The organism is Staphylococcus pasteuri (assembly GCF_003970495.1).
GTDB lineage: Bacteria > Bacillota > Bacilli > Staphylococcales > Staphylococcaceae > Staphylococcus > Staphylococcus pasteuri.
Genome location: NZ_RXWW01000011.1, coordinates 19,429 through 42,321, shown reverse-complemented (window position 1 = coordinate 42,321; position 22,893 = coordinate 19,429). Strand labels below are relative to the sequence as shown.

The window sequence follows — 22,893 nt, the reverse complement described above, 5'->3', positions numbered from 1 at the left end:
TGTAATTTAGACGGAATAACGAGGGGGTAGTCTAAAATGAGTAAGGATAAAGCACTTGTATTAGGTGGCGGTGGTATTACAGGCATTGCTTGGGAAACTGGCGTACTAGCAGGGTTAATAGATTCAGGTATAAAAATGGATCAAGTAGATAAAATATTAGGTAGTTCTGCAGGTTCATTTGTTGGAGCGATTTTAGCAAATAATCAAAACATGCAAGCATATTATCAAGATTTAGCAACACATCATAGTGAATCCGATAATGCTCAACTTGATCCAGCGATATATGGCTTGTGGACTAAAGCATTTATTAAAGGTAGGGATAATGAACAATTAATCGGTCAGTATCTAGGAGATATTATTAATAGTCACCCATCAAATGTTTCACCAGAGACTCGAAGTGATTCAATACAACAAAGATTAGGTAATGCTAAATGGACGGATCAACTTGAAATTACTGCGATAAATGCAAGGACAGGCAAGTTGTCGACTTTTAATGAGAATAGCGGCGTGAGCTTAAAAGAAGCAGTGACAGCTAGTGGTGCCGTTCCGGGTCTTTGGCCACATATTAATTTATTAGGAGAATCTTGGATTGATGGTGGTATGGTTTCATCAACAAATGCGATGTTAGTGTCAGACTATCAAGATATTATTATTCTGGCTCCTCTTAGTCAAAAACTAGGTCAAGTGCCTTCAGTGTATGAAGAAGCGGAGAAATTAAAAGAACAAAGTAACGTTACCTTAATTGTACCTGACGAAAACAGTAAAGGTAGTATAGGTCAAAATATTTATTCATCAAAAAATATTAAAGAAATTGGTGATGCTGGATATGAACAAGGGAAGACACTAGCGACATCCTTAACTGAAAATATCGAGAATTGGAAATAAAATATGAAATTGTAACAAAAAAAACCTCATTAATGATTGTAGTGAGGGAATTTTTTCTTTAACAATGAAAGTATTATTGTCAGCTATTATATTAAGAGGTGTGTCTAGTTAATAAAGCAATATTGTAGTAATGTAAATTTAAAGAGAGAAGTCATGAATAAAGAGGAATCATATATGACACAAAAAGTATTAATTACAGGTGCGAATAAAGGATTAGGATTTGAAACGGCGAGACAATTAGGAAACAAAGGTTGGACTATTTTATTAGGTGCTAGAGATGAAGTCAGAGGGACTGAAGCGGTAAAGACGTTACAGCAAAAAGGTATTAATGCGGAATGGATCAAAATTGATTTAAATGATTTAACGACGATTCATGAAGCGTCGAAGTATATTGAAGCAAAACATCCGGATTTAAACGTACTTATTAATAATGCAGGCATTTCGGGAAATATGGAAGCATCTCCATTAGATGTTGATATTGAAGAATTAAAAACAGTGACAGAGGTCAATGTTTATGGAAACTTTGAAATGGTTAAGTCGTTCACGTCAATCCTAGCACGCAATAAAGGGAGAATACTCAATTTAACCATTCCTACTAAACCAAGTAATTTTTTCCATCCATTTAGTTATATGACAACGAAAACGGCACTCAATTCAATGATTAAATTATTTGCGAAGTATTTTAAGAAACATAAGATTTCTGTTGAAATATTTGGAGTCATGCCTGGTGGTGTTACAACAGATTTAAATAATAACCAAAAAGGCTTTTTAATGCGTACAGTAAATGAAGGTGCACAATCAATTGTTAATGTAATAATGGATAAGCGTAATCATAACGGGAAAATTTTGATTCGATTGAGACCTTTTAAAATATTTAAAAAATAGAAATGAAGAGTTATAAGTACCGTTATTAAGAGCGTAAATTATAGAATAAAATTATAATATTTATTTTATCTATTATTGTATAATATTTAAAGTAAGCAAGTTGAATGGTGGCGGCTAATCTCAAAAAAATGGGGTGATGCCTATGATTTTGGTTTTTACTCCTAGAGAGGAGTAGCATGACTGATTATGAAATGCTGATGGTCGTTTTAACGATTATTGGCTTAATATTAATTAGTAGTAAGCAAAATTAATAGACCATCTCAACTTTAGCAATTAGATGGTCTAAATAGACAATTTCAAAAGCTACCGTCTTTTTAACGGGCTTACATAGGCGCAAGTGTTGGTAGCACTTGTGCTTTTTATTTGTTGCTCTCTATTAAATAGAGAAACAATTTACACTCTTATTATATAATCCATTCCTATATCTGTAAATATTTATATTATTTTTGAGAGTGATGTATCTAGAATACAGAATCAAGGAATGTGTAATTTGAAACGTTGTAACTTTTGTGTAATAATGTAATCGAAATGTAATCGCTTGCATTTGTATTGCATTTCAAAAAATAAAGAGGAGAGATTGAATATGAAAAAGACTACAAAAGCAGTTGTTGGATCAATGTTAGCAGTAGGAACAGTATTCGGAATCGGCGCCTCAGTAGAAACACCACAAAGTAACGAAGCACATGCAGCAACACAACCTTATTATAATTATCAAGGTCACGCTGGCAATGACACAAGCTTTTTACTTACTAACCAATTTAAAAATGGAGTTAAATACGGAAATGTTAAATTTAATGGTAAAAAAATAGTTCAGACAAAAGGTGAAGGTCGCGTTAATATTTATGATCAAAGATTTTCTGGTGTAACAAAATCAGGTAAAAGTGCATCAGATGTTTCGTTTGATGTCAAAGATAATTTATCAGTTTCGCAAATTAAGAACTTTTACGGCAATGACTTAAATAGAGTAGGTCCTCCTAATACACCGGAAAGTAAAGAGTCTGTATACAGTTATAGACCTTCTAACAATAGACCAAACGTTCTCTTTACTACGAAAAATAATAAAGTTACAAATGTTAGTGTAACTTATCAAGGAATTGGATTTTAATAATAAAACATAAGTTGATTTAAGTGAATAATTAAACCATTTAAATTTTAATCGATAGATTTATAAAAGAAGGGCAGTCTAATGAGATAACGCATTAGACTGCTTTTTTATATTGAGGTTTTGATATGACATCTAATTCAAAAATTTTGTAACTTAATGATTAGATTTGAGATAAGCGGGTATATAATATGAATTATTATTATTATTATTTTAATAAGTTGCATCTGTAAAAAACTTAATTTGTTTAATTATCAAAAGTAAGAACAAATTGTTTTTACGCTTAAATTAAGTTGTTATATACATTTTATAAAAATGGTGTTATACTACAAGTAGTTTGTTAGGTAAAAAATCTTGTTTTTTTTAAGTCTATGTACGCCCGTTCAGCGGACATAGGCTTTTTTTATTATATATAGAAGTTATAAATACAATCACAGCTAAATTGATTCAAAAAAAGCTACTCGCTTATTAAATAGCAAGTAGCATAAATATATGACAACTAATGAATGATCACGTAGGACAAACCCGTTAAAGTAAGTGTCAGAATAATCGTTAAAATAAGTATTGTTATGATTTTTTCTTTAAATGAAACAGGCTTTAAACCTATGAAAACTGTTAAAGTAAAGAAAAATAAACTTGCGATAAGATAAAATATAAACAATATGAAGATAAAACTATCAGGATGATTTAAAAACTCTTGATATTGATTCATAAGGAAACTCCTTAATATGTATTAATAATCCCAATATAACAAACATGTAAAGTGGTAGCTAATGTTTATATATTTAAATATTCCAAGCTATAAAATATGATCAAATCAAAGAATCGTGTGCGCTCAATGAATAACGAGCACACACGATTGTTATATCTACATTATAAATCCTTTTTTTCATCTCTGCGTTTTAAGAAGTAAGCGCCACCTAATAATCCGACTGGAATACCTGCAATCGGCGTGATAGCACTACTTAATACTATGATTATAAGTGTGAGCATCACCACATTAAATAAGTTCACTTTTAAATTTTTTAAATCCTCATATGATTGTTTGATTAAGTCTTTGAATTTCATTATAAATCTCTCCTTTAATTTATATCGTTTTTTTAATAATGCGATTTGAATGTATGAAAGCAATGAGTGCAAATGCGAAATAGACGAGTGAGTATACGACCATTACGACAATAATAGGTGTGTAAGAGACGTTACCCATCAATTTCATAAATGCAATTGCTGCAAAAAGTGCGTGTAATAAAGCAATGATAAGTGGTAAACCGAAATTAAAGATAATTTTCAATCCGAGTCCTTTCAACATATCCATTTGAGTGAAACCAATTCGTTTTAAAATACGGAAGTTATCAATCTCATCTTCGGTTTCGTCCATTTGTTTAATATAAATGATACAACCGGCAGCGATAAGGAATGATAAACCTAGGAATGATGTGACAAAGATTAATATGCCATTGGTTGAATCTAAGAGTTTTTTAACTTCATCGCGTGGTTGAATTTCAGGATTGATCTGTTTAGCAATAGTTGCTGCTTTCTTCATATCAGTATGATCTTTGATATTGATGCCATACATATTTTGCATGATGTCGTTTGTCTTCAATTTATTAAATTCGGCCCTGCTAATTTCAATGACCGGCATATTAGTCGTCAAATCAAGGGGAAGCATTGTTTCTTTATCCTCTTTAGTTACTTTAAAAGTTTGTTGCTGTTTACCTTTAACGGTGACTGTCTTATTTATATTAATTTGCATCATACCTGGTGTATTTTTAGTATTTGTAATAATTGCATTGGTGCCTTTAAGTTGATCATTAGGTACTAAAACGTTTTTGGCAGACATACTTTTACTATCATCTTTTAACGTCATCACCTTATCTTCTATTGTTTCGGCTGAAATAGACTCATACGTTTTAGTGCTATATCCGATATGATTTTTATCTAATTGCTGTTTGAATTGTTGTGCTTGTTTTTTGGATGAAAAATCAAAATCTTGTGGTGACATTGTTTGGAAAGTATTATTACTATTTTCCTGAGTTATTGTCGCAAAGCAAAGGACAGTTACCGTGATCGCTGAAATCACTGCAATAACAGTAAGCGACATCGCATTTTTCTTCATTCTATGCATGATTGAAGCTGTGAACACGACATCCGTAATAGATACATGACCATTTTTGAAATGTTTCATTGATTTGAAAATGAGTGATACAGAACTTCTGAAAAATAAATAGGCGCCAACGACTGTTAAAAATAAAATGATAAACGGTGAAGTCATAGTAAATGTTAATTTTTTAAATGTACCAAACATTTCAGTCGCTATATAGTAACCGAACGCTATCATGACAATGCCTAATATACCGCTTAATACTTCTAAAAATGTAATTTTAACTTTTGTTGTTTCAGTCTGACGGCGGGCTTTCATCAATGCCAATATACTGCGTTTTTTCAAAAATAAATAACTTTGAAATAAAATAAGTATAAAAGCAGTGAGTATTAAAAATAATGTTAATGCTAAAGCCATAGGTTCAAAATTAATAGATAATTTTACTGTTAAATGCATTAACTTAGATGCAACATATAGTAAAAATTGAGAACCAAATATACCTAAAACGATGCCCAATAATCCAGTTATTACAAAAATAGCGATTTGTTCAACACAAAGCATTCTTAAAATATTATTTCTAGTAAGACCTATCAACTGAAATAATGCAAATTCTTGAGTACGTCTTTTAATAAATAGGTGGTTGGCATACATTAAGAAAATCACGATCATAATAAATAAAAATATTGAGCCGACTGATGCACCTTTTCGAATAATAGCTAAAGACTGATCGTTGTTAATACTGTCAGTGAACTGTAATGTCGTAAAACTAAAATATAATATGATACTCAATAACAATGAAAATAAATACATACTATAATGCTTTATATTCATTTTTAAATTTTTGAGTGTAATTTGATTAAATGACATTCGCTACACCACCTAAAGAAGATTGCAGTTGAATAATGTTTTGATAAAAATCTTGTTTAGAATCTTCTTCTTGGTTTATTTCAGAATGAATATGTCCGTCTTTTAACATAATGACGCGTTTGGCAAAGCTCGCTGCGACTGGATCATGTGTGACCATAATAATTGTTGATTGGAATGTACGATTCATTTCTTCAAGACGGTTGAGTAAATCTTTCGCACTTTTCGAATCTAATGCACCAGTTGGTTCGTCGGCAAAAATAATCTTCGGTTTATGCACAAATGCTCTGGCAGCGGCTGTTCGTTGTTGTTGACCTCCTGATATTTCACTTGGGTATTTATTTCCCAGGTCATGAATACCTAATGCTTCAGTGACTTCTTGATAAGATTGTTCCATTTCTTTTTTGCCGTAATGCTGAACTGATAAAGGTAGCATAATGTTTTCTTTAACCGTGAGTGTTGGTAATACACTGTAATCTTGGAAAATAAATCCTAATGACTTTTTACGATATTGTGCAAGTTGTTTATTCTTTAATTGACTAATATTGTGACCGTCAACAATGACTGAGCCGCTTGAAATTGTATCAATTGAACTAAGAACATTGAGCAATGTTGTTTTACCAGACCCTGAAGGCCCCATAATTGCTACAAATTCTCCCTTTTCAACTGAAAAATTAATATCATTCAATGCTTGATATTGCTTTTTCTTACCATAAATTTTTGATAAATAATCGACTTGTAAAATTGACATGTTATCACTCCTTATTGCTTATATCTTAATTTTAGGAGTAATAAGATATTCTAGCCTTTATCTAAACTTACAAAATACGCTACCAAACTTACAGCATTGAAAGGTTAGATTTAAGAGGGAAGGGATAGTGGATTTTTGAATTTTTATAGAGGATTAACTAATAATAAAAAATAAAAGTTTAGTTTTTGTAAATATAATTGAAATAAATAATTAAGTTATGTAATGATAGAATTAATTGATTTTACATATGAAAATTTAATTTAAGTTGAAGCATCAAATGAAAAACGGAGAAAAATTATATACCGTTACAGTTGATACTAAACAAGGTAAACGTATTGTTGTTTTACCTAAAAAACAGTACGACAAAGTGCAAAAAGGACAGCACATTAAAATAAAAAATGGTGTTGTAGAATAGTGATTAATAAATGCGAGGAGAGCTTATATGGGAAAAGAATTAGTTGAGTGGATTATTACCTTAGCGACAGGTATTATCATAGCTATCATTCTAACTGTATTTATCGGTACTTCATATACGGTATCGGGAGAATCAATGCATCCCACTTTTGAAGATAGAGATAAAGTTATAGTGAGTAAAATTTCGAAAACATTGAATCACATTGATTCAGGGGATGTTATTATTTTTCACGCTACTGCTAAAAAAGATTATATTAAACGGTTAATTGGTAAACCTGGTGATACTGTTAAATATAAAAAAGATCAACTGTATATAAATGATAAAAAAATAAAAGAGCCTTATTTGAAAGAAAATAAAAAGAATAAAGTAAGCAAATATTTAACAGAAGATTTTAATTCCAAGACACTGAAAGGTGCTAAAGGGCATGCTAAAATTCCTAAAGATAAGTATCTAGTATTAGGGGACAATAGACAGAACAGTATAGATAGTAGATATGACGTTGGGCTAATTGATAAAAAGCAGATTGTAGGAAAAGTTATGTTTAGGTATTGGCCTATCAGCAAATGGGAAGGCGGTTTTAATCCAGATACTTTTCCAAATTAAATGTTAACAATCTCCATAGTTGATTCATTTTTATGTAAACAATGAATTGATTATGGAGATTTTTTATAGGCGTGGATAATTGGCACGGCTGTGGATAGATTTTGATTGATATTCTTTAAAACACTGTTATATCAGGGGTTTGATATGTAATTTGAGTTATCCACAGCATATGTTAAAATGTTGATAATTAACAGAATTGTGTGACAATAATGTAAATGGGGTGTAAAGCATGTTTGGATTTAAGGTAAACGATGAAGTGACTTTAAAAATATTAGAAACAAGAGAAGCGGATGCACTTTTTAAACTTATAGATCAATCACGAGCGTATTTAGCAAAATGGTTACCTTTTGTAGAATATACAAATCAAGTTGAAGATAGTCAGAAATTTATTCAAGCAGCATTACAACAATTTGCTAGTGGTAATGGATTCCACTGTGGCATTTGGTCAGAAAATGAATTAGTTGGTGTGATTGGCTTACATTATATCGATACTGTTAATAGAAAAACGTCTATTGGTTATTATTTAGGTGAAAGTCATCAGAAAAAAGGAATTATGACGCAATGTACTAAGGCGGTTATTGATTATGCATTTAATGAGTTGGATTTAAACCGTGTGGAAATTAGAGCTTCAGTGGAAAATACGAAAAGCCAAGCTATTCCAAAAAGATTAGGATTTACAAAAGAAGGAAAATTACGAAGTGAAGAATGTGTACAAGGAAAATTTACAGATAGTTATGTATATAGTTTATTAAAATCAGAATGGCAATCATAGAAAAAAGACTAGGCGAGATTAGTGCATAATCATAAGGTTAGCCCAATCTTACCTAGTCTTTGATTTTATAAATCTTGCTTGTTGAAAATCTTAATAGATAAAATGTATGAAATTACTGTTGTCATAATACCAAATAATGCATAAATGATTAGTACAACTTGATTGAAAGGTGTTAATACATTTTCAATATTATCTGCACCACCCATACCAGGGAATACAAAGGCAAATACTACAATGAAATAGAATAGCATTACAATAAGAACCGTTGTTGTTAAAACAGCATTTGAATTTTCAGGACCAAATTTAAAAGTTAATGGAAATGCGACAGCATATGTGCCAGCAGCTCCTATGCCAATAAGAGCAGATGCTATGATTATATTTAGATTATGATTAATAATCGTAAGTGATACTGTACCAATTACTAGTCCTATTACTATTAAAATACAATTTAAAAGAAAGTAACTTTTGATATAAAGATTACGACCTGTAGGTAATGTTGATACATAATACATCCATTTTGATTCTTTTTCATGTTTTAAATTATCTGAGATTGGTGAAATGAGAAATAACATTGAAATAAAGCAAGATATTAATGGACTTGTTAAAGCCATAAATAAAGATACAACGATAGAAACAATGAAATAAGTGATTAATGATTTTTTTGCTGTATAAAGCATGCTAAGGCATAGACCTTTCATTATTGTTCACCTCTCATTAAAATTTTTGTCGCATCATCAATGCTAGAAAGTGGCTCTGCACCTTCAATTTGATGATAATTATTAACTAATGCGATTATTCTATTTTGTCGTGTTCGAGATGCAACTATCATTTCATTAGGTACTTTGAATTGCTCTTCATCAACGTCTAAAACTCCGTAATTTTCAAGTAATGTTCGTTTATCTTCTTCTAAAATAATACATCCATCTTTCATAAATACGAGTTTAGTGGCTAATTGTTCAATATCTTCAGAGATATGGGAAGAAATTAATATACCATTATCTTCAGCTACAAAATCTTCTAATATTTCAATGACTTCTTCACGACCTGAAGCGTCCATACCTGCTGTTGCTTCATCAAGTATTAGTAGATGACTATCATGAGCTAAAGCAATAGCTAAAGCAGATTTCATACGCATACCTCTTGAAAATGATTTAATTTGATTTTTAGTTGGCAATTCAAACTGCTTAATTATTGAAAAGAAACGATCACTTTTCCAAGTTTTGTAAATATTACTAAAGACTTTATCTATATCAGTTAAAGTAAGTTTATTCGGTACGCGTAAATCATCAAAGACGACACCAAGATATTCTTTATATGAAAGATCATTATTTGAAATTTTTTGGTCGAAGAAATAAATATCTCCTGTATCTTTATGACGATTGCCTACTAAAGTATTGATGAGGGTAGACTTCCCTGAGCCATTCTTACCGATTAATCCTACAACTTCTTGAGGTGTAATCGACAAATTAATATTTGAAAGTCGAAATTCTGAATCTTTATAAGACTTATTAAGATCTTGAACATTTAAAAGTTGTTCCATGAATATGCCTCACTTTCTAAAATATATTTAAAAGTATGGTAATTACATTTAAGATTTATAAAATTTTCTAACTTTAGACAGATAGACAAATGCATTATATATAAATAAAACAATAAGAAATATTACACCCATTGTTTGATTAATACCAGAGCTTATTGAATGGATTGCTAAAAAGATAGCAAATACAATGATTAGAACTAAATTAATGTGATAAGTTTTAAACATTGATGTAAGAGTTATGTGACGCTCTCCTTCGTCCATAATTGATAATAACTTTTCAGTATATTTATGTTCTCCTAGTTTTGGATAACGTTCATCGACTTTTCTGGCATATAACCCTATTAGAAGAGCAGGAATGACTGTTATCATATATGGGATAATAGCAAATAATACATAAATATCTTTAATATTTCCTATAACAAGAATTAATAAAAAGATTAAACTAATTAAAATTTGAAAGTAGTATATAAAACTGGCATTTAAAAATTTCAAATTAGATTTTTCTTCGGATTCATCTTCGCTATATTTATTATCAGGATTGTTTATTTTATTTTTAAAATAAACAGAATTTTTTAACTCTCTGTACAAAATTACAGTTAAGATAATATTAATTAATGTCGCGATGAAACAAACAACCATAATAGAATTTTGATTGGTAAAAAGAATTTTATTAAAGAAACCCATGTCATTAAGGGTTGGTATTAAGTAGCCAGCAGCTCCTCCGATAATACCTCCAAGTAAAACTAGTAACAGATATCTACCTACTTTCATAAATCTTCCTCCTCAATGATAAAGATGTTTTCAACAGGTTCGTTAAATATTTTGGCGATTTTTAACGCTGTGAGCACTGATGGCGTAAAATCTTTTCTTTCTATCAAAGACACAGTTTGTCTCGATATTCCTGCTAGTTTGGCCAATTGTGTTTGATTATAACCATCACGAGCCCGTAATTCCTTAAGTCGATTTCTCAAGTGGACCAACTCCTTGTTGATTTTAGTGTATATTAATCGCGTCATTTTGACAAGTATATTTGTCAAAATGACATCGATAATGTATATTGAATGTATCAATGAAATGCATTTTTAAAACAAAGGGGAGATCGAACATGGAAGATAAAGGATTTATGATTTCGAACTTATTAAATATATTATTAATGGGGGTCTTAGCTTTAATACGAACTTCAGAAAATTTAATTTTAGTTATTTTAGTTGTTACTGTAATAATGTTAAATTCGTTTTATCTAATTTATAAAAGTAATGAAATCAATAAAAGGAATAAAGGTAAAGCAAATGGCAAAAAATCTTGAATCATTTCAGTCAATAACACCATTGCAAGAATTGGAAAATATTTATCAAACTAAAATAGTAAATACAGTTCAAGTCGAAGAGTGGAATCAAGAATATGAAGCGATGGAATTTGAATTGTTTCAATATCGTATTAAAAGTAGATTGGGCAAAAAGACACCAAAGAAAAAGGGCTATTTTGTAACTCTATAGGAGAAGGATAAAAATCATCAAAATATACCTATACATTTTGATAAAATGAGTGACTATTTAATTATTCACATTTTTGATCAGGAACTTAACGGCATGTTTGTGTTTGATAAGAAGACCCTTTTAACCAAAGGCATTTTAAGAAATATGAACCATAAAGGTAAGATGGCATTTCGTGTTTATCCAACTTGGGATACAGATTTAAATACTACGGCCTTTAAAACACAACAGTGGCAGAAATCCCATTTTATAGATTTAAGCCAAACTTCATTAAAACAACAAAAGCCCAAACTAGATTCGTTACTAAATCATGAAATAAATTAATTAGACTTTTTTAATTTCTATAAATCAATCTCCAAAAATAAAAGTAGTTATTTCATGGATTTCATTAAGGTGTTGTGACATATCATTTATGTACAAATTGGACAAAGGATTTTATCTTGGAGCATCTTTTAGTTTCAATTTACATATAAATACGGAGCATTTTGGCGAGACTCTTGAGGGAACAGGACAAGCTGAAGACCTTAGAAATCCTTACAGATTTATCTGTGTAGTATTTCTGGCTGAAGCTGTCCCCTAAGAAGGGACCCAACACAAAGAAACTGGTTTATCCAGTTTCTACAAGCAAAGCAGGTTGGACATAGGGAGCCAATAATGCGAAGTATTATAAATAAAGAAGCCAGTAAATGAATTTATAAAACTCATTTACTGGCTATTTTTCTAGGGTTTATTCTTATACTGTTTTTTGTTCTATAACAAGCATATTAAGCAGAAATCCCACTAACTTCTATAATTTAGCTTGCCATTTATTTGTCCAAACTAGGTCGTTTGGTACCCCTTTAAAGTCTGATTCTCCCATGATTTTATCTACCACTGTTTCTAAACTGATTTGATTTGAATGATAAGCATTGATATATGCTTTAACCATTGTTGCGTCATGTAAATGAGTTGTGAAGTTAAGTGAAGTGAATACTGTTGGTACTTCATGTACATACCAAGGGATTTCATTACTCATAGCAGTTGACCAACGGATACGGTAGTTGTTTTCAGCAGCGTAACCTACAATATTGGCAAATACTAAAGCAGCATCAACTTCATCACGATATTCTAAAGTTTTACCTTTAATACGTGTTGAACCGTCGTTTACTGTTACATTAAAGCCTCGTTTTTCTAAGATATCTACTAAATTATCTGTAAGTGAGTCATCAGATTTGTACAATCCATTTTTTTCACCTTCAATAACATAAAGACGAATGTTTTTATGTGTTTCAGGTCGAATAGGTAATTGGTTAAGTGTATTTTTCACTAGTGTAATACCTAAATCAGCTGCTTCTTTTTGCATTTCAATATGTTTATCACAACCAACAAATTCTAATGCTTTTTCATCTTTTTCTAAAGTGTTATTAGCTTGTTTTTCATGTAGATTAATTTTTGCTTTTAATCCAAGAATACGTCTTACAGCATCATTTAAACGTTCGTCAGTAATAACGCCGTTTTTATAACCATTAAGCATGAAATTAAAATCTTCTTCAATATCGTTAAAGAATAAGAACATGTCACAACCAGCAGCAATGGCTTGAGGTACATAATCTTCACGTTTCATCGCAGCTGTCATACCTAACATATGACTCGCATCAGTTACAACAAGTCCGTTAAAGTTTAAATCATCTTTCAATAAATCTGTAATTAATTCTTTAGATAATGTTGCTGGTAAAATGTCTTCATCATTTAAAGCTGGGTTTAATTTTTTAGAGTAGTGAGGTAGTGCGATATGACCAGACATAATCATTTCAACGCCATTATCAATGTGATTAGCATATACTTTACGGAAACTTTGATCCCATTCGTCTGGAGTCATTTCATTTACGCCTAAAACAAGGTGTTGATCTCGTTCTTCTGTGCCATCACCTGGGAAATGTTTGATACATGTAATCATATCTTTTGTTTGGTTAAAGCCTTCGATAAAGGCATTTGTATATTTAATCACTGTGTCAGCATTTGTTCCGTATGCGCGAGTATTAACGATAGTATTTCTCCAATTTTCAAGAATATCAACACAAGGGTCAAAGTTGATATTTACACCTAATGCACTAGATTCTTGTCCAGAAACATATCCTGCATTATATGCAACTTTAGTATCTTGAGCTGCTTCACATTGAGCTGCAGAAGCAATGTAAGTACCGTCTTTACAAGCGCCATTACCACCTGAATCACAATTGGCAGCGATGAGTAATGGGATTTTACTGTTATGTTGTAAATCGTTAAGTAAGTGTTGTACTTGTTGTCCATTGCCACCTTGGAATCTTGCGCCTCCAATATGGTATTTATCAAGAATATCTTTATTTGTTAATTCATTATCATTAAAGTTTGCATCGTCTTCTAAAAAGAATAAATTGAAAAATAATTGACCAATTTTTTCTTCATCTGTAAGTTCTGATAGTGTATTTTCTACCCATTGAATTTGTTGATCGTTAAGATTATAAGGTTTAGATTTTAGATCTACTTTTACCATAAATAAGCCACTCCTTAGTCAAAATTATTATAAAATTGTTGAATTACACGGTCTTGAATAGTATTATCAAACTGATTATTAGTAAATAAATCGATATAAGTATGATCTAGGTCATACCAAGATTGTGCTTCATGTCCCGCTAATATTGGATAAAAATGAACATGGTTGTCTTGAGCTGCTTGTAAATCTCCTCTGGCATCTCCTAATACTAAAATATGGCCAGATTTGTAAAATGGTTTTAGTTGGTTAATACAATGCTTTTTAGTGCCTGCTTCTTGCGCAAATATACTTGAAAGAAATGGTGTAAGTTCATGCTCTGTCCATTCAGTTTCTACTGCTTTTAAATTGGCAGATGATACAATAACAATATCTGCATCTTTATGTGCATGTTTCAAAGCAGAATGTACATTATCAAATGGACCTATACTAGGTAATTTCACGATTAATTCATTTACTCGATTAGACCAATCTAAAGCTAAGCGTAGTCCTTTCTTTTCTGGATGCGCTTTCATATATTGTTCTAATTGAGGATTAGAAAATGTTGAAGTGTTGTCTACCCATTCTTTAATGTCTTGATAGCCGTCAACTGTACGACCTTGCTCATGTAATTCTGTGAGCATTTTTTCCAGACCTTGAAATCGATTAATACCTCGTGTGATTTCATATAGGTTAAATTGGTTCCAACGTTCTAGTACTTCGTCTTTTATATCGTCCAAGTTCCAAATATCAAGTAGGGCTGGACCAAAAGCACGTTCATGTTTAATCGTCATTGTATCCATTCCGCAACCATCTGAATCTACACAAATGAGATAGTCATGTTGAGGTTGAAAATGTTCTAGTGAATAATTCAAATTTTTCAATCCTTTCCATTCTGTTTATAGTCTTAAGTGAAGGTGATTATTATGTTGAATCAACAAATTTTTGATGTTTTAAAAGTTCATGCATTTGAATTATTAATGGTTGATATAAATCATTATGACTTATCCGATATTAAAAATATCAGTAACCATTTAAAGTCTCCTTTTACCAATACTAAAAGTAAAAAATACAAATTAGAGTTAAAGAAACTTTTAGAAAATATGAAAAGTGATTGTATTTATCATTATGTGAATCAATTTGATGTTAATTTTTTATTATTTAAGTATAGAAAATATAATCGAGTTGTCATTCTCGGACCTTTTTTACATCAACGTCCTAATGAAAAAAGATGTCATGAGATGTTACAACAAGTACAAATTAAATATTCTAAATTATCAATTTTAAAACAATACCTTTTACAAATACCTGTTTGTCAATATAGCCAAGCATTAAAAATGGGGCGTCTAACAGTACGATATTTGAAAAATAGAAATGTAAATTATAAAGTTGAAGAATTAGATTTTAGTTTTCACCGTAATCCTGAATCCCATTCGCACGACAAAGAACAATATGAATATACATTTAACCAAATCAAAACAGCTTATGACATTGAGAATAAGATGCTAACAGCAATTCAAAATGGCAATATTGATGAAGCGTTAAATCTATATTCCGTAATGAAAGTTTCGGTTTCCGGTATTAGGCGTGTAAAAGATGATTTATTAAATCAAAAATACAAAGCCTATCTGCTTAATACGCTATGCCGTAAAAGTATAGAAAAAGCAGAAGTGAATTTACTCATCATCAATGAACTATCAGCATATTATGCTGCTAAAATTGATGATGCTATGGATGTCGAAACGTTAGAAATGGTTTCAAAACAAATGATCAGTGATTATGCGCGAACAGCATTAAATGTAACATCATTAAATTATAGTTCTAATATCAACACAGTCATTCAACATATTAAAATTAACTTAGACCACCCGATACATCTAGAAGAATTGGCTGATTTAGTTGGGTTGGCGCCATCATATCTTTCAAGATTATTTAAGAAAGAAACAGGTCAGTCTATGTCACAATACATTATGAAACTACGTGTTGAAAAAGGACGAGATCTATTAATCAATACGCCTATGACAATTGAAGAAATAGCAAACTATGTAGGTTTTAAACAACAAGGCTATTTTTCAAAATGTTTTAAGGAACAATATCAACTTGCGCCCTTAGAATATAAAAAATCTTACAATGGTGAAAACGATGAAAAAGTTACATAACGTAAATGTTTATGATTTTGTTTAACTTTTACATTACATTTTAAAATTATCATTCATTTTTGTTTTTCACTAGCTAAACACAAAGAAAAATATGCAAATAGCTGATTTTTCTGAAAATAACGTCAAAATTTTATAAAAGACTTAAAAAAATTATAAAAAATCATATAAAATTATGCTTCTCAAATGCAATTTAGTACGTCTAATTGTTTCACTCGTTGAATTCACACTGAAAATGAGCATATTTTAAAAACCCTTTGATACCAACTCTTTTTAAAGATTGGATGAGAGGGTTTTTATTTTTTATTAATTCCTAGTAACTTACACTGAATTGACGTTTTCTCATTTGGAAATATAATGAAGTTGGGTTGGCGAAGAAAAAAACTTTTTAAATAGCAAGGAGCTGAGTAAATGAAAAAAGCAGAGATATTAAATCGTTTACATGAAAATTACCTTGTAGCTGTTGTAAGAGGTAAAAGTAAAGATGATGCTATCGCAGCTGTAAATCAAATGATAGAAGGCGGTATTTACAATATCGAAATTACCTTCACAACACCACAAGCTGAAGAAGTTATTCAATATTTAAATCAACATCAAACACATGACGATGTAGTGATTGGTGCAGGTACAGTTTTAGATAGTACTACCGCTCGATTAGCTATTTTAAATGGAGCAGAATATGTAGTTAGTCCACACTTTGATCCTGAAATTGCTAAAATGTGTAACCGTTATTCAATACCTTATTTACCAGGTTGTGGATCAGTCACAGAAATTGTTCAAGCAATGGAAACAGGTGTTGATTTAGTAAAATTATTCCCTGGAGATTTATTAGGAGCTAATTTTATTAAAAATATACATGGACCTATTCCACATATTGAATTAATGCCATCTGGTGGCGTGTCATTAGATAACATGGAAGACTGGTATCAAAAAGGTGCGTATGCAGTTGGAATTGGTAGTGCATTAATGAAAGGTTCCAAAGACGGTAACGATTCAGTTATCAAAGAAAACACACAAAAATTTGTCGAAAAATTCAAAAAATAAGAGGGTGATGAGATGTCATTCATCACATTTGGCGAAATTTTAATGCGATTAAGCACACCGAATCATCAAACCTTCAATCAAGCTCAATCATTTGATACGTACTACGGCGGTGCAGAAATGAACGTCGCCATAGGATTATCAGGATTAGGCGTTGATACTGCAATGATTAGCGCTGTACCTAACAATGATTTAGGAAACCAAATCATTCAAAACTTAAAACGGTATAACGTTGATACAAAGCATGTGAGCCAAGCAGAAGGAAGGTTAGGACTCTATTTTACTGAAAGTGGATATGCACAACGCGCACATCGACTTATCTATGATCGTCAAATGAGTACATTTAGTCAATTTTATCATCGTGATGATGATATCGAAGTAATACTAAAGGGGCATGATTGGTTCCACATAACAGGTATTACAGCTGGTTTGAATAACGAGCTATTACAATTTTTGAAAAAAGCTGTAAAAGTAGCCAAAAAGCTAGGTCTATTTGTAAGTTGCGATTTGAATTTTAGAGCTGCTTTATGGGATTTTGAAACAGCTAGAAAAGAAATGTCAGACATATTATATGATGTGGATTTAGTCTTCGGTTATGAACCAATTGCATTGCCAGACAATGAAGGACATGACCAAAAAGATGGATTAGATAGAATGGCTGACATTGAGGAAATACAACCATATTTAGAACAAATTCACGATAAATACAATATTAAATATATTGCGTTTGTACAGAGAAAAATTTTTAGCCATAAAAGAAACCGCTTACAAGGATTTCTATCTACACAGAATCAGATAGTAAAAACTGATCCTATAGATGTCGATATATTGGATAGATTAGGAACTGGGGATGCATTTAGCGTAGGTGTCATTTATGGGATTATGCAGAAATGGAATTTAGCAAAAATTGTTGAATTTGGAATTTATAACATGAGCTATAAACACAATATATTTGGTGATTTTAGTTATGCAAGTCTAGAAAATATTTACGCGTCTATTCAAAGTAACCGAGACATTAATAGATAGAAAGAAGGCACGATTATGGGAGACACAGTTGAAAAAAGAGAAAGTAGAAAAGTTAAAAAACTTAATCATATTGCAGAACCTGCTTTAGGATTTAAAGAAAAGTTATCATACGGTTTTGGTGACTTAGGTAACGGTATGATGTTTGACATGGGACAAATTTATTTAATGATGTTCTTTACAGACATTTTAGGTATTTCAGCATTTTATGGTGGTCTTGTATTTTTGGTAGCAAAAATATTTGATGCATTTGTAGATACTGGTGTAGGTACCATCGTCGATTCACGTCGAAACATTGGTCCTAAAGGTAAATTCAAACCATTTATTTTATATGGAACTGTACCATTAGCAATTGTAACGGTCTTATCATTTACTGCACCCGATTTTAGTTATACAGGAAAAGTAGTGTGGGCATTTGCTACATACTTACTATTCAATGCCGCATATTCAGTTGTTAACATTCCTTACGGTTCATTATCTGCTGCTATGACAATGAACTCAGATGATAGAACACAATTGTCTGTATTTAGAAACTTAGGTTCACAAAGTGCATTATTTATAGCAGGAATTGTCGTTATACCATTAGTATCAAAATTTGATAACCATGCTATAGGTTATCCAGTAGTTGTTGCTGGATTAGCAGTATTCGGTGTTATATTCCATTTGATTTGCTATAAAGGTGTTAAAGAACGTCACGTTGTTGAACGTCCTAAAGAAAAAGGTCTTAATAAAAAAGCATTCTTTAACTTAGTGAAAAACGAAGCATTTGCAGTATTAGCAATCTTTACATTATTAACAATCATGTCAATGTTCTTAATTCAATCTTGTCAGCTTTACTACTTTAAATATGTATTAGATGAACCTAATTTAGTAGGTTTAGTAAGTACATTGAACTTTGTTGTATTATTACCTGCATTATATGCAACAACACTTATTAGTAAAAAAATGGGTAAAAAAGCAACAGCACTTATCGGTATTGGTGGTTTTGTAGTATTCGAATCTATAAATTTCCTATTATTTAGTGAAAACCACATCATGTTCTTAGTAATGAATACTATTGCACAATTCTTCTTAGTTATTCCAAACACTGTTATTTGGGCATTCATTGCTGACGTTGTGGAATACGGACAATGGAAATTTGGATTACGTTCTGAAGGTATTACGTATTCTAGTTACAGTTTCACAAGAAAAGTATCACAAGCACTTGCAGGATTTGTACCTGGTTTAGCTTTAACATTAATAGGATACAAACCAAATGTAGAACAATCAGCTGGTACAATTCAAGGTCTTAAAATATTATTCTTCGCAGTACCGGCAGTGGCTTGTTTACTTGCATTAATTATCTTCTTCATATGGTATCCATTAACAGATAAACGACATAAACAAATTGTTAAAGAACTTGCATTAAGAGAAGAAATATAAGGAGTGAAATGAGCATGGCTTTTATTAACGAAGACTTTATGCTAGAAAATGAAACAGCTAAACACTTGTATCATGATTTCGCGAAAGAAATGCCGATTTACGACTATCATTGTCACCTAGATCCAAAACAAATTAGTGATAATGTTAAATGCGATAATATTGCTGACTTATGGTTAAGTGGTGACCATTATAAATGGCGTGCAATGCGTGCACAAGGTATTGAAGAAAGATACATTACTGGAGACGCTGAACCACTTGAGAAATTTAAAAAGTGGGCTGAAGCATTAGAAAATTCAATTGGTAATCCACTATATCACTGGTCACAATTAGAATTAAAAATGTACTTTGAAATTGAAGACTTATTAACAAGTGACAACGCCGAAGAGATTTATCACCGGGCAAATGATTATTTAAAAGAACATAACGTGACGACACAATCATTAATCACTAATTCAAATGTTAATTTGATTTGTACAACTGATAACCCAACAGATGACTTAAAATATCATGATGAAATTAAAGAACAAAACGATTTTAAAACTGTAGTCTTACCAGCGTTTAGACCTGATGATGTGTTCAAAGTTGGTGACAAAGCATTTACTGATTTAATACAAAAATTAGAAGGCTTAACACATAAAATAGATAATCCATCTCAATTTGTAGATGCGTTAAATCAACGTATTCAATACTTCCATGACAAAGGCGGACGTCTTGCTGACCATGGTTTAGAAGAAATACATTTTGAAAGTTATACAACACAAGATATTGAGGCGATTTTCAATAAAGCTATAAATAATGAAGACGTTTCAAAATATGAAGCATTCCAATTCCAAACATTTATTTTGAACGAATTAAGTAAAGCCTATCATGAACATGGTTGGGTAATGCAAATTCACTTTGGCGCTATCCGAAATAACAATACTAAAATGTTTGAAAAAGTAGGTAGAGATGCTGGATTTGATTCTATCCGAGATCAAGACAACTTAGCGTATCATTTAAACGCAACGTTAGACATGATGGAACAAGGTAATCATTTACCAAAAACGATTTTATATAATTTAAACCCAATTTATAACGATATTGTAGGTTCTACGATTGCAAACTTCCAAACTGAACCTGGTATTCAAAGTAAAGTTCAACACGGTGCTGGTTGGTGGTTTAATGATACAAAACGAGGTATGTTACGCCAAATGTCATCATTAGCAGATCAAGGATTGTTAATGCACTTCGTAGGTATGCTAACTGATTCAAGAAGCTTTATTTCATACTCAAGACATGATTACTTTAGACGAATTTTATCTACATTTATTGGTGATTTAGTAGAAAAAGGTGAAATTCCAAATGATGATCAATTGTTACAACGAATGATTGAGAACATCTGTTATAACAATGCATATCATTATTTCAAACTTATTTAGGAGGACTACACTATGAAAATGTCATTTAGATGGTATGGGAAAGATGATCCCATTAGCTTAGAATATATTAAACAAATACCAGGGATGAAAGGTATTGTAACTGCGATATACGATGTGCCAGTTGGAGAAGTATGGCCATTAGATAAAATCAAAGCATTAAAACAAGAAGTAGAAGATGCAGGTATGGAAATATATGTGATTGAAAGTGTACCAGTACATGAAGATATTAAATTAGGTAAACCGACAAGAGATAAATATATTGAAAATTATTGCCAAACTTTACGCAATTTAGGACAAGTCGGTATTAACACAGTATGTTATAACTTTATGCCAGTATTCGACTGGACAAGATCTCAATTAGATTATCGCTTAGACGATGGATCTACATGCTTAATTTATGATGAGAAAGATGTTGAAAAAATGAATCCACTAAGTGGTGAATTATCATTACCTGGTTGGGATTCAAGTTATACAAAAGAAGACTTAAATCAATTATTTGAAGATTATAAACAAGTGGATGAAGAAAAATTATGGGAAAACTTAAATTACTTTATTCAAAAAGTCATTCCGGTTGCTGAAGAGGAAGACGTTCTAATGGCGATACATCCGGACGATCCACCTTGGAATATCTTTGGCTTACCACGTATCATCACTAACAAAGAAAACTTAGAACGATTCATTAACTTATATGATTCTAGAAGTAATGGATTAACAATGTGTTCTGGTTCTTTAGGTGCAGATAGAAAAAATGACTTTGTAGATATGTTACGTTATTTTGGTCAAAAAGACCGTGTTCATTTTGTACATGCACGTAATGTTAAATTAATTGGTGACAAATCATTCCAAGAATCTGGTCATTTATCTGAAGATGGATCTATTGATATGTATGAAGTCGTTCAAGCAATGTATGATTTCGGATATGAAGGACCAATTAGACCTGACCATGGACGTATGATATGGGGCGAAACAGGTAAACCAGGTTATGGATTGTATGACCGTGCCTTAGGTGCAACATATTTAAACGGGTTATATGAAGCAGTTAGTAAAACTAACAAATAAACTAAAGGAGAAATCAATTTATGAAATTACCTTTCAATATAGATTTAACTAACAAAGTAGTAGTAATTACAGGCGGAACAGGCGTACTTGGAAGTGCGATGTCAACAGCATTAGCACAAAGTGGCGCTAAAGTCGCTATGGTTGGAATTGCAGATGATAATAATGGTTTAGTTGATCAAATCAAAGCATTAGGTGGAGAATCTAAAGTATTTTTAGGAGACGTCACTAAAAAAGCGGACATGGAAAGAGTAAAACAAGAAGTTAATGAAGCTTTCGGTAGCGTTGATATTTTAATCAATGGCGCTGGCGGAAATTCTCCAAAAGGTACAACTGATGATGAACGTTTTGAAGGCCAACTTGATCAAGAAGGTAAGACATTCTTCGACTTAGATGAAAAGAGCGTAGGATTTGTGATGGATCTTAACTTCTTAGGTACATTTATTCCTTCACAAGTATTCGCAACTGATATGTTAGATAAAGAAGAAGCATCAATTATCAACATTTCATCTATGAACGCATTTACACCATTAACTAAAATTCCTGGTTATAGTGGTGCTAAAGCAGCAATTAGTAACTTTACACAATGGTTAAGTGTTTACTTCTCTAAAACTAATATTCGCGTCAATGCGATTGCACCAGGATTTTTATTAACAAAACAAAATGAAGCATTATTATTAAATGAAGACGGAAGTTACACTGATCGCTCTAGAAAAATCATCAATGCGACACCTATGGAGCCCTTTGGTAAACCAGAAGAACTTATTGGTGCATTATTATTCCTAGTAAGCGAAGAAGCATCTAGCTTTATAAATGGTGTAGTATTACCGATTGATGGAGGATTTAACGCATATTCTGGTGTTTAATGAATAGGAGGA

At 31.4% G+C, this 22,893-nt stretch carries 23 protein-coding genes and 1 pseudogene; 15 read left to right on the top strand and 9 right to left on the bottom strand.

The features are described from left to right. Positions 1-36: 36 nt before the first annotated feature. The 3 genes from CD121_RS01400 (at position 37) to isaB (ending at position 2,875) form a co-directional block, all read left to right on the top strand. A complete protein-coding gene (locus CD121_RS01400; RefSeq protein ID WP_126567324.1) occupies positions 37-885 on the top strand; it encodes a patatin-like phospholipase family protein in 849 nt (282 codons plus the stop codon). A 174-nt stretch (positions 886-1,059) separates the two neighbouring features. After that, a complete protein-coding gene (locus CD121_RS01395; protein ID WP_126567323.1) occupies positions 1,060-1,770 on the top strand; it encodes an SDR family NAD(P)-dependent oxidoreductase in 711 nt (236 codons plus the stop codon). Positions 1,771-2,353: 583 nt separating this feature from the next. Then, complete coding sequence (isaB, locus tag CD121_RS01390) at positions 2,354-2,875, top strand: immunodominant staphylococcal antigen IsaB family protein (protein ID WP_126567322.1); 522 nt, start codon at positions 2,354-2,356, stop codon at positions 2,873-2,875. A gap of 870 nt (positions 2,876-3,745) precedes the next feature. On the opposite strand, the gene CD121_RS01380 is transcribed toward isaB, so the two are convergent. The 3 genes from CD121_RS01380 to CD121_RS01370 are packed head-to-tail and all read right to left on the bottom strand — an operon-like array spanning position 3,746 to position 6,588. Then, positions 3,746-3,940, bottom strand: coding sequence for a VraH family peptide resistance protein (locus tag CD121_RS01380; protein WP_017636703.1), 195 nt, complete (start codon positions 3,938-3,940; stop codon positions 3,746-3,748). 19 nt (positions 3,941-3,959) lie between these two features. Then, positions 3,960-5,840 (bottom strand): FtsX-like permease family protein, encoded by a 1,881-nt coding sequence (locus CD121_RS01375; RefSeq protein ID WP_126567320.1) that lies wholly within the window; start codon positions 5,838-5,840, stop codon positions 3,960-3,962. After that, positions 5,830-6,588, bottom strand: a complete 759-nt coding sequence (locus CD121_RS01370) for an ABC transporter ATP-binding protein (protein WP_126567319.1) — start codon at positions 6,586-6,588, stop codon at positions 5,830-5,832. The genes CD121_RS01375 and CD121_RS01370 overlap by 11 nt, the downstream gene beginning before the upstream one ends. 277 nt (positions 6,589-6,865) lie before the next feature. Here CD121_RS01370 and CD121_RS12185 point away from each other — a divergent pair, with 277 nt between their 5' ends. The 3 genes from CD121_RS12185 (at position 6,866) to CD121_RS01360 (ending at position 8,378) form a co-directional block, all read left to right on the top strand. After that, a complete protein-coding gene (locus CD121_RS12185; RefSeq protein WP_017636700.1) occupies positions 6,866-7,003 on the top strand; it encodes a hypothetical protein in 138 nt (45 codons plus the stop codon). Positions 7,004-7,030: 27 nt separating this feature from the next. Further along, a complete protein-coding gene (gene lepB, locus CD121_RS01365; RefSeq protein ID WP_070451795.1) occupies positions 7,031-7,606 on the top strand; it encodes a signal peptidase I in 576 nt (191 codons plus the stop codon). A 229-nt stretch (positions 7,607-7,835) separates the two neighbouring features. Continuing rightward, a complete protein-coding gene (locus CD121_RS01360; RefSeq protein ID WP_046467320.1) occupies positions 7,836-8,378 on the top strand; it encodes a GNAT family N-acetyltransferase in 543 nt (180 codons plus the stop codon). 65 nt (positions 8,379-8,443) lie between these two features. Here the strand turns inward: CD121_RS01360 and CD121_RS01355 are convergent, their stop codons facing one another. The 4 genes from CD121_RS01355 to CD121_RS01340 are packed head-to-tail and all read right to left on the bottom strand — an operon-like array spanning position 8,444 to position 10,889. Then, the gene (locus CD121_RS01355) at positions 8,444-9,076 is read right to left on the bottom strand and encodes an ABC-2 transporter permease (RefSeq protein WP_017636696.1); all 633 of its coding nucleotides are present in this window, start codon (positions 9,074-9,076) and stop codon (positions 8,444-8,446) included. Further along, complete coding sequence (locus CD121_RS01350) at positions 9,076-9,918, bottom strand: ABC transporter ATP-binding protein (protein WP_126567318.1); 843 nt, start codon at positions 9,916-9,918, stop codon at positions 9,076-9,078. The genes CD121_RS01355 and CD121_RS01350 overlap by 1 nt, the downstream gene beginning before the upstream one ends. Before the next feature lie 48 nt (positions 9,919-9,966). Continuing rightward, on the bottom strand, positions 9,967-10,689 hold the full coding sequence (locus CD121_RS01345; RefSeq protein WP_126567317.1) for a DUF3169 family protein: 723 nt from the start codon (positions 10,687-10,689) through the stop codon (positions 9,967-9,969). Continuing rightward, complete coding sequence (locus CD121_RS01340) at positions 10,686-10,889, bottom strand: helix-turn-helix transcriptional regulator (protein WP_017636694.1); 204 nt, start codon at positions 10,887-10,889, stop codon at positions 10,686-10,688. The genes CD121_RS01345 and CD121_RS01340 overlap by 4 nt, the downstream gene beginning before the upstream one ends. A gap of 134 nt (positions 10,890-11,023) precedes the next feature. Here CD121_RS01340 and CD121_RS01335 point away from each other — a divergent pair, with 134 nt between their 5' ends. Continuing rightward, entirely contained in the window at positions 11,024-11,224 is a 201-nt protein-coding gene (locus tag CD121_RS01335; protein ID WP_108000190.1) for a hypothetical protein, read from the top strand. After that, positions 11,175-11,735: pseudogene (locus CD121_RS01330) on the top strand (MepB family protein). Before CD121_RS01335 ends, CD121_RS01330 begins: the two are co-directional and overlap by 50 nt. 463 nt (positions 11,736-12,198) lie before the next feature. Here CD121_RS01330 and CD121_RS01325 read toward each other — a convergent pair. After that, positions 12,199-13,923 carry a glycoside hydrolase family 3 protein gene (locus tag CD121_RS01325; RefSeq protein ID WP_126567316.1) on the bottom strand — a complete coding sequence of 575 codons (1,725 nt, stop codon included), beginning with the start codon at positions 13,921-13,923 and terminating at the stop codon, positions 12,199-12,201. Positions 13,924-13,937: 14 nt separating this feature from the next. Then, entirely contained in the window at positions 13,938-14,774 is an 837-nt protein-coding gene (locus CD121_RS01320; RefSeq protein WP_126567315.1) for an HAD family hydrolase, read from the bottom strand. 51 nt (positions 14,775-14,825) lie between these two features. On the opposite strand from CD121_RS01320, the gene CD121_RS01315 reads away from it, so the two are divergent. From CD121_RS01315 to CD121_RS01285, 7 genes are all read left to right on the top strand, one after another. Continuing rightward, positions 14,826-16,058 carry an AraC family transcriptional regulator gene (locus CD121_RS01315; RefSeq protein ID WP_046467328.1) on the top strand — a complete coding sequence of 411 codons (1,233 nt, stop codon included), beginning with the start codon at positions 14,826-14,828 and terminating at the stop codon, positions 16,056-16,058. A gap of 408 nt (positions 16,059-16,466) precedes the next feature. Continuing rightward, positions 16,467-17,099 carry a bifunctional 2-keto-4-hydroxyglutarate aldolase/2-keto-3-deoxy-6-phosphogluconate aldolase gene (locus CD121_RS01310; protein ID WP_126567314.1) on the top strand — a complete coding sequence of 211 codons (633 nt, stop codon included), beginning with the start codon at positions 16,467-16,469 and terminating at the stop codon, positions 17,097-17,099. 12 nt (positions 17,100-17,111) lie between these two features. Further along, positions 17,112-18,122: a sugar kinase gene (locus CD121_RS01305; RefSeq protein ID WP_108000187.1), complete on the top strand. Its 1,011-nt coding sequence runs from the start codon at positions 17,112-17,114 to the stop codon at positions 18,120-18,122. Between the two features lie 15 nt (positions 18,123-18,137). Beyond that, on the top strand, positions 18,138-19,541 hold the full coding sequence (locus CD121_RS01300) for a glycoside-pentoside-hexuronide (GPH):cation symporter (protein ID WP_029056613.1): 1,404 nt from the start codon (positions 18,138-18,140) through the stop codon (positions 19,539-19,541). 14 nt (positions 19,542-19,555) lie between these two features. After that, positions 19,556-20,959 (top strand): glucuronate isomerase, encoded by a 1,404-nt coding sequence (gene uxaC / locus CD121_RS01295; RefSeq protein ID WP_119622768.1) that lies wholly within the window; start codon positions 19,556-19,558, stop codon positions 20,957-20,959. Between the two features lie 12 nt (positions 20,960-20,971). Then, positions 20,972-22,018, top strand: coding sequence for a mannonate dehydratase (gene uxuA / locus CD121_RS01290; RefSeq protein WP_126567313.1), 1,047 nt, complete (start codon positions 20,972-20,974; stop codon positions 22,016-22,018). A 20-nt stretch (positions 22,019-22,038) separates the two neighbouring features. Next, the gene (locus CD121_RS01285; RefSeq protein WP_126567312.1) at positions 22,039-22,881 is read left to right on the top strand and encodes an SDR family oxidoreductase; all 843 of its coding nucleotides are present in this window, start codon (positions 22,039-22,041) and stop codon (positions 22,879-22,881) included. The last annotated feature ends 12 nt before the right edge of the window (positions 22,882-22,893 follow it).

Bases quoted from the DNA above. Each gene is read 5' to 3' on its own strand.
- CD121_RS01400 (WP_126567324.1), top strand. From the start codon at position 37: ATGAGTAAGGATAAAGCACTTGTATTAGGTGGCGGTGGTATTACAGGC.
- CD121_RS01395 (WP_126567323.1), top strand. From the start codon at position 1,060: ATGACACAAAAAGTATTAATTACAGGTGCGAATAAAGGATTAGGATTT.
- isaB (WP_126567322.1), top strand. From the start codon at position 2,354: ATGAAAAAGACTACAAAAGCAGTTGTTGGATCAATGTTAGCAGTAGGA.
- CD121_RS01380 (WP_017636703.1), bottom strand. From the start codon at position 3,940: ATGAAATTCAAAGACTTAATCAAACAATCATATGAGGATTTAAAAAAT.
- CD121_RS01375 (WP_126567320.1), bottom strand. From the start codon at position 5,840: ATGTCATTTAATCAAATTACACTCAAAAATTTAAAAATGAATATAAAG.
- CD121_RS01370 (WP_126567319.1), bottom strand. From the start codon at position 6,588: ATGTCAATTTTACAAGTCGATTATTTATCAAAAATTTATGGTAAGAAA.
- CD121_RS12185 (WP_017636700.1), top strand. From the start codon at position 6,866: ATGAAAAACGGAGAAAAATTATATACCGTTACAGTTGATACTAAACAA.
- lepB (WP_070451795.1), top strand. From the start codon at position 7,031: ATGGGAAAAGAATTAGTTGAGTGGATTATTACCTTAGCGACAGGTATT.
- CD121_RS01360 (WP_046467320.1), top strand. From the start codon at position 7,836: ATGTTTGGATTTAAGGTAAACGATGAAGTGACTTTAAAAATATTAGAA.
- CD121_RS01355 (WP_017636696.1), bottom strand. From the start codon at position 9,076: ATGAAAGGTCTATGCCTTAGCATGCTTTATACAGCAAAAAAATCATTA.
- CD121_RS01350 (WP_126567318.1), bottom strand. From the start codon at position 9,918: ATGGAACAACTTTTAAATGTTCAAGATCTTAATAAGTCTTATAAAGAT.
- CD121_RS01345 (WP_126567317.1), bottom strand. From the start codon at position 10,689: ATGAAAGTAGGTAGATATCTGTTACTAGTTTTACTTGGAGGTATTATC.
- CD121_RS01335 (WP_108000190.1), top strand. From the start codon at position 11,024: ATGGAAGATAAAGGATTTATGATTTCGAACTTATTAAATATATTATTA.
- CD121_RS01325 (WP_126567316.1), bottom strand. From the start codon at position 13,923: ATGGTAAAAGTAGATCTAAAATCTAAACCTTATAATCTTAACGATCAA.
- CD121_RS01315 (WP_046467328.1), top strand. From the start codon at position 14,826: ATGTTGAATCAACAAATTTTTGATGTTTTAAAAGTTCATGCATTTGAA.
- CD121_RS01310 (WP_126567314.1), top strand. From the start codon at position 16,467: ATGAAAAAAGCAGAGATATTAAATCGTTTACATGAAAATTACCTTGTA.
- CD121_RS01305 (WP_108000187.1), top strand. From the start codon at position 17,112: ATGTCATTCATCACATTTGGCGAAATTTTAATGCGATTAAGCACACCG.
- CD121_RS01300 (WP_029056613.1), top strand. From the start codon at position 18,138: ATGGGAGACACAGTTGAAAAAAGAGAAAGTAGAAAAGTTAAAAAACTT.
- uxaC (WP_119622768.1), top strand. From the start codon at position 19,556: ATGGCTTTTATTAACGAAGACTTTATGCTAGAAAATGAAACAGCTAAA.
- uxuA (WP_126567313.1), top strand. From the start codon at position 20,972: ATGAAAATGTCATTTAGATGGTATGGGAAAGATGATCCCATTAGCTTA.
- CD121_RS01285 (WP_126567312.1), top strand. From the start codon at position 22,039: ATGAAATTACCTTTCAATATAGATTTAACTAACAAAGTAGTAGTAATT.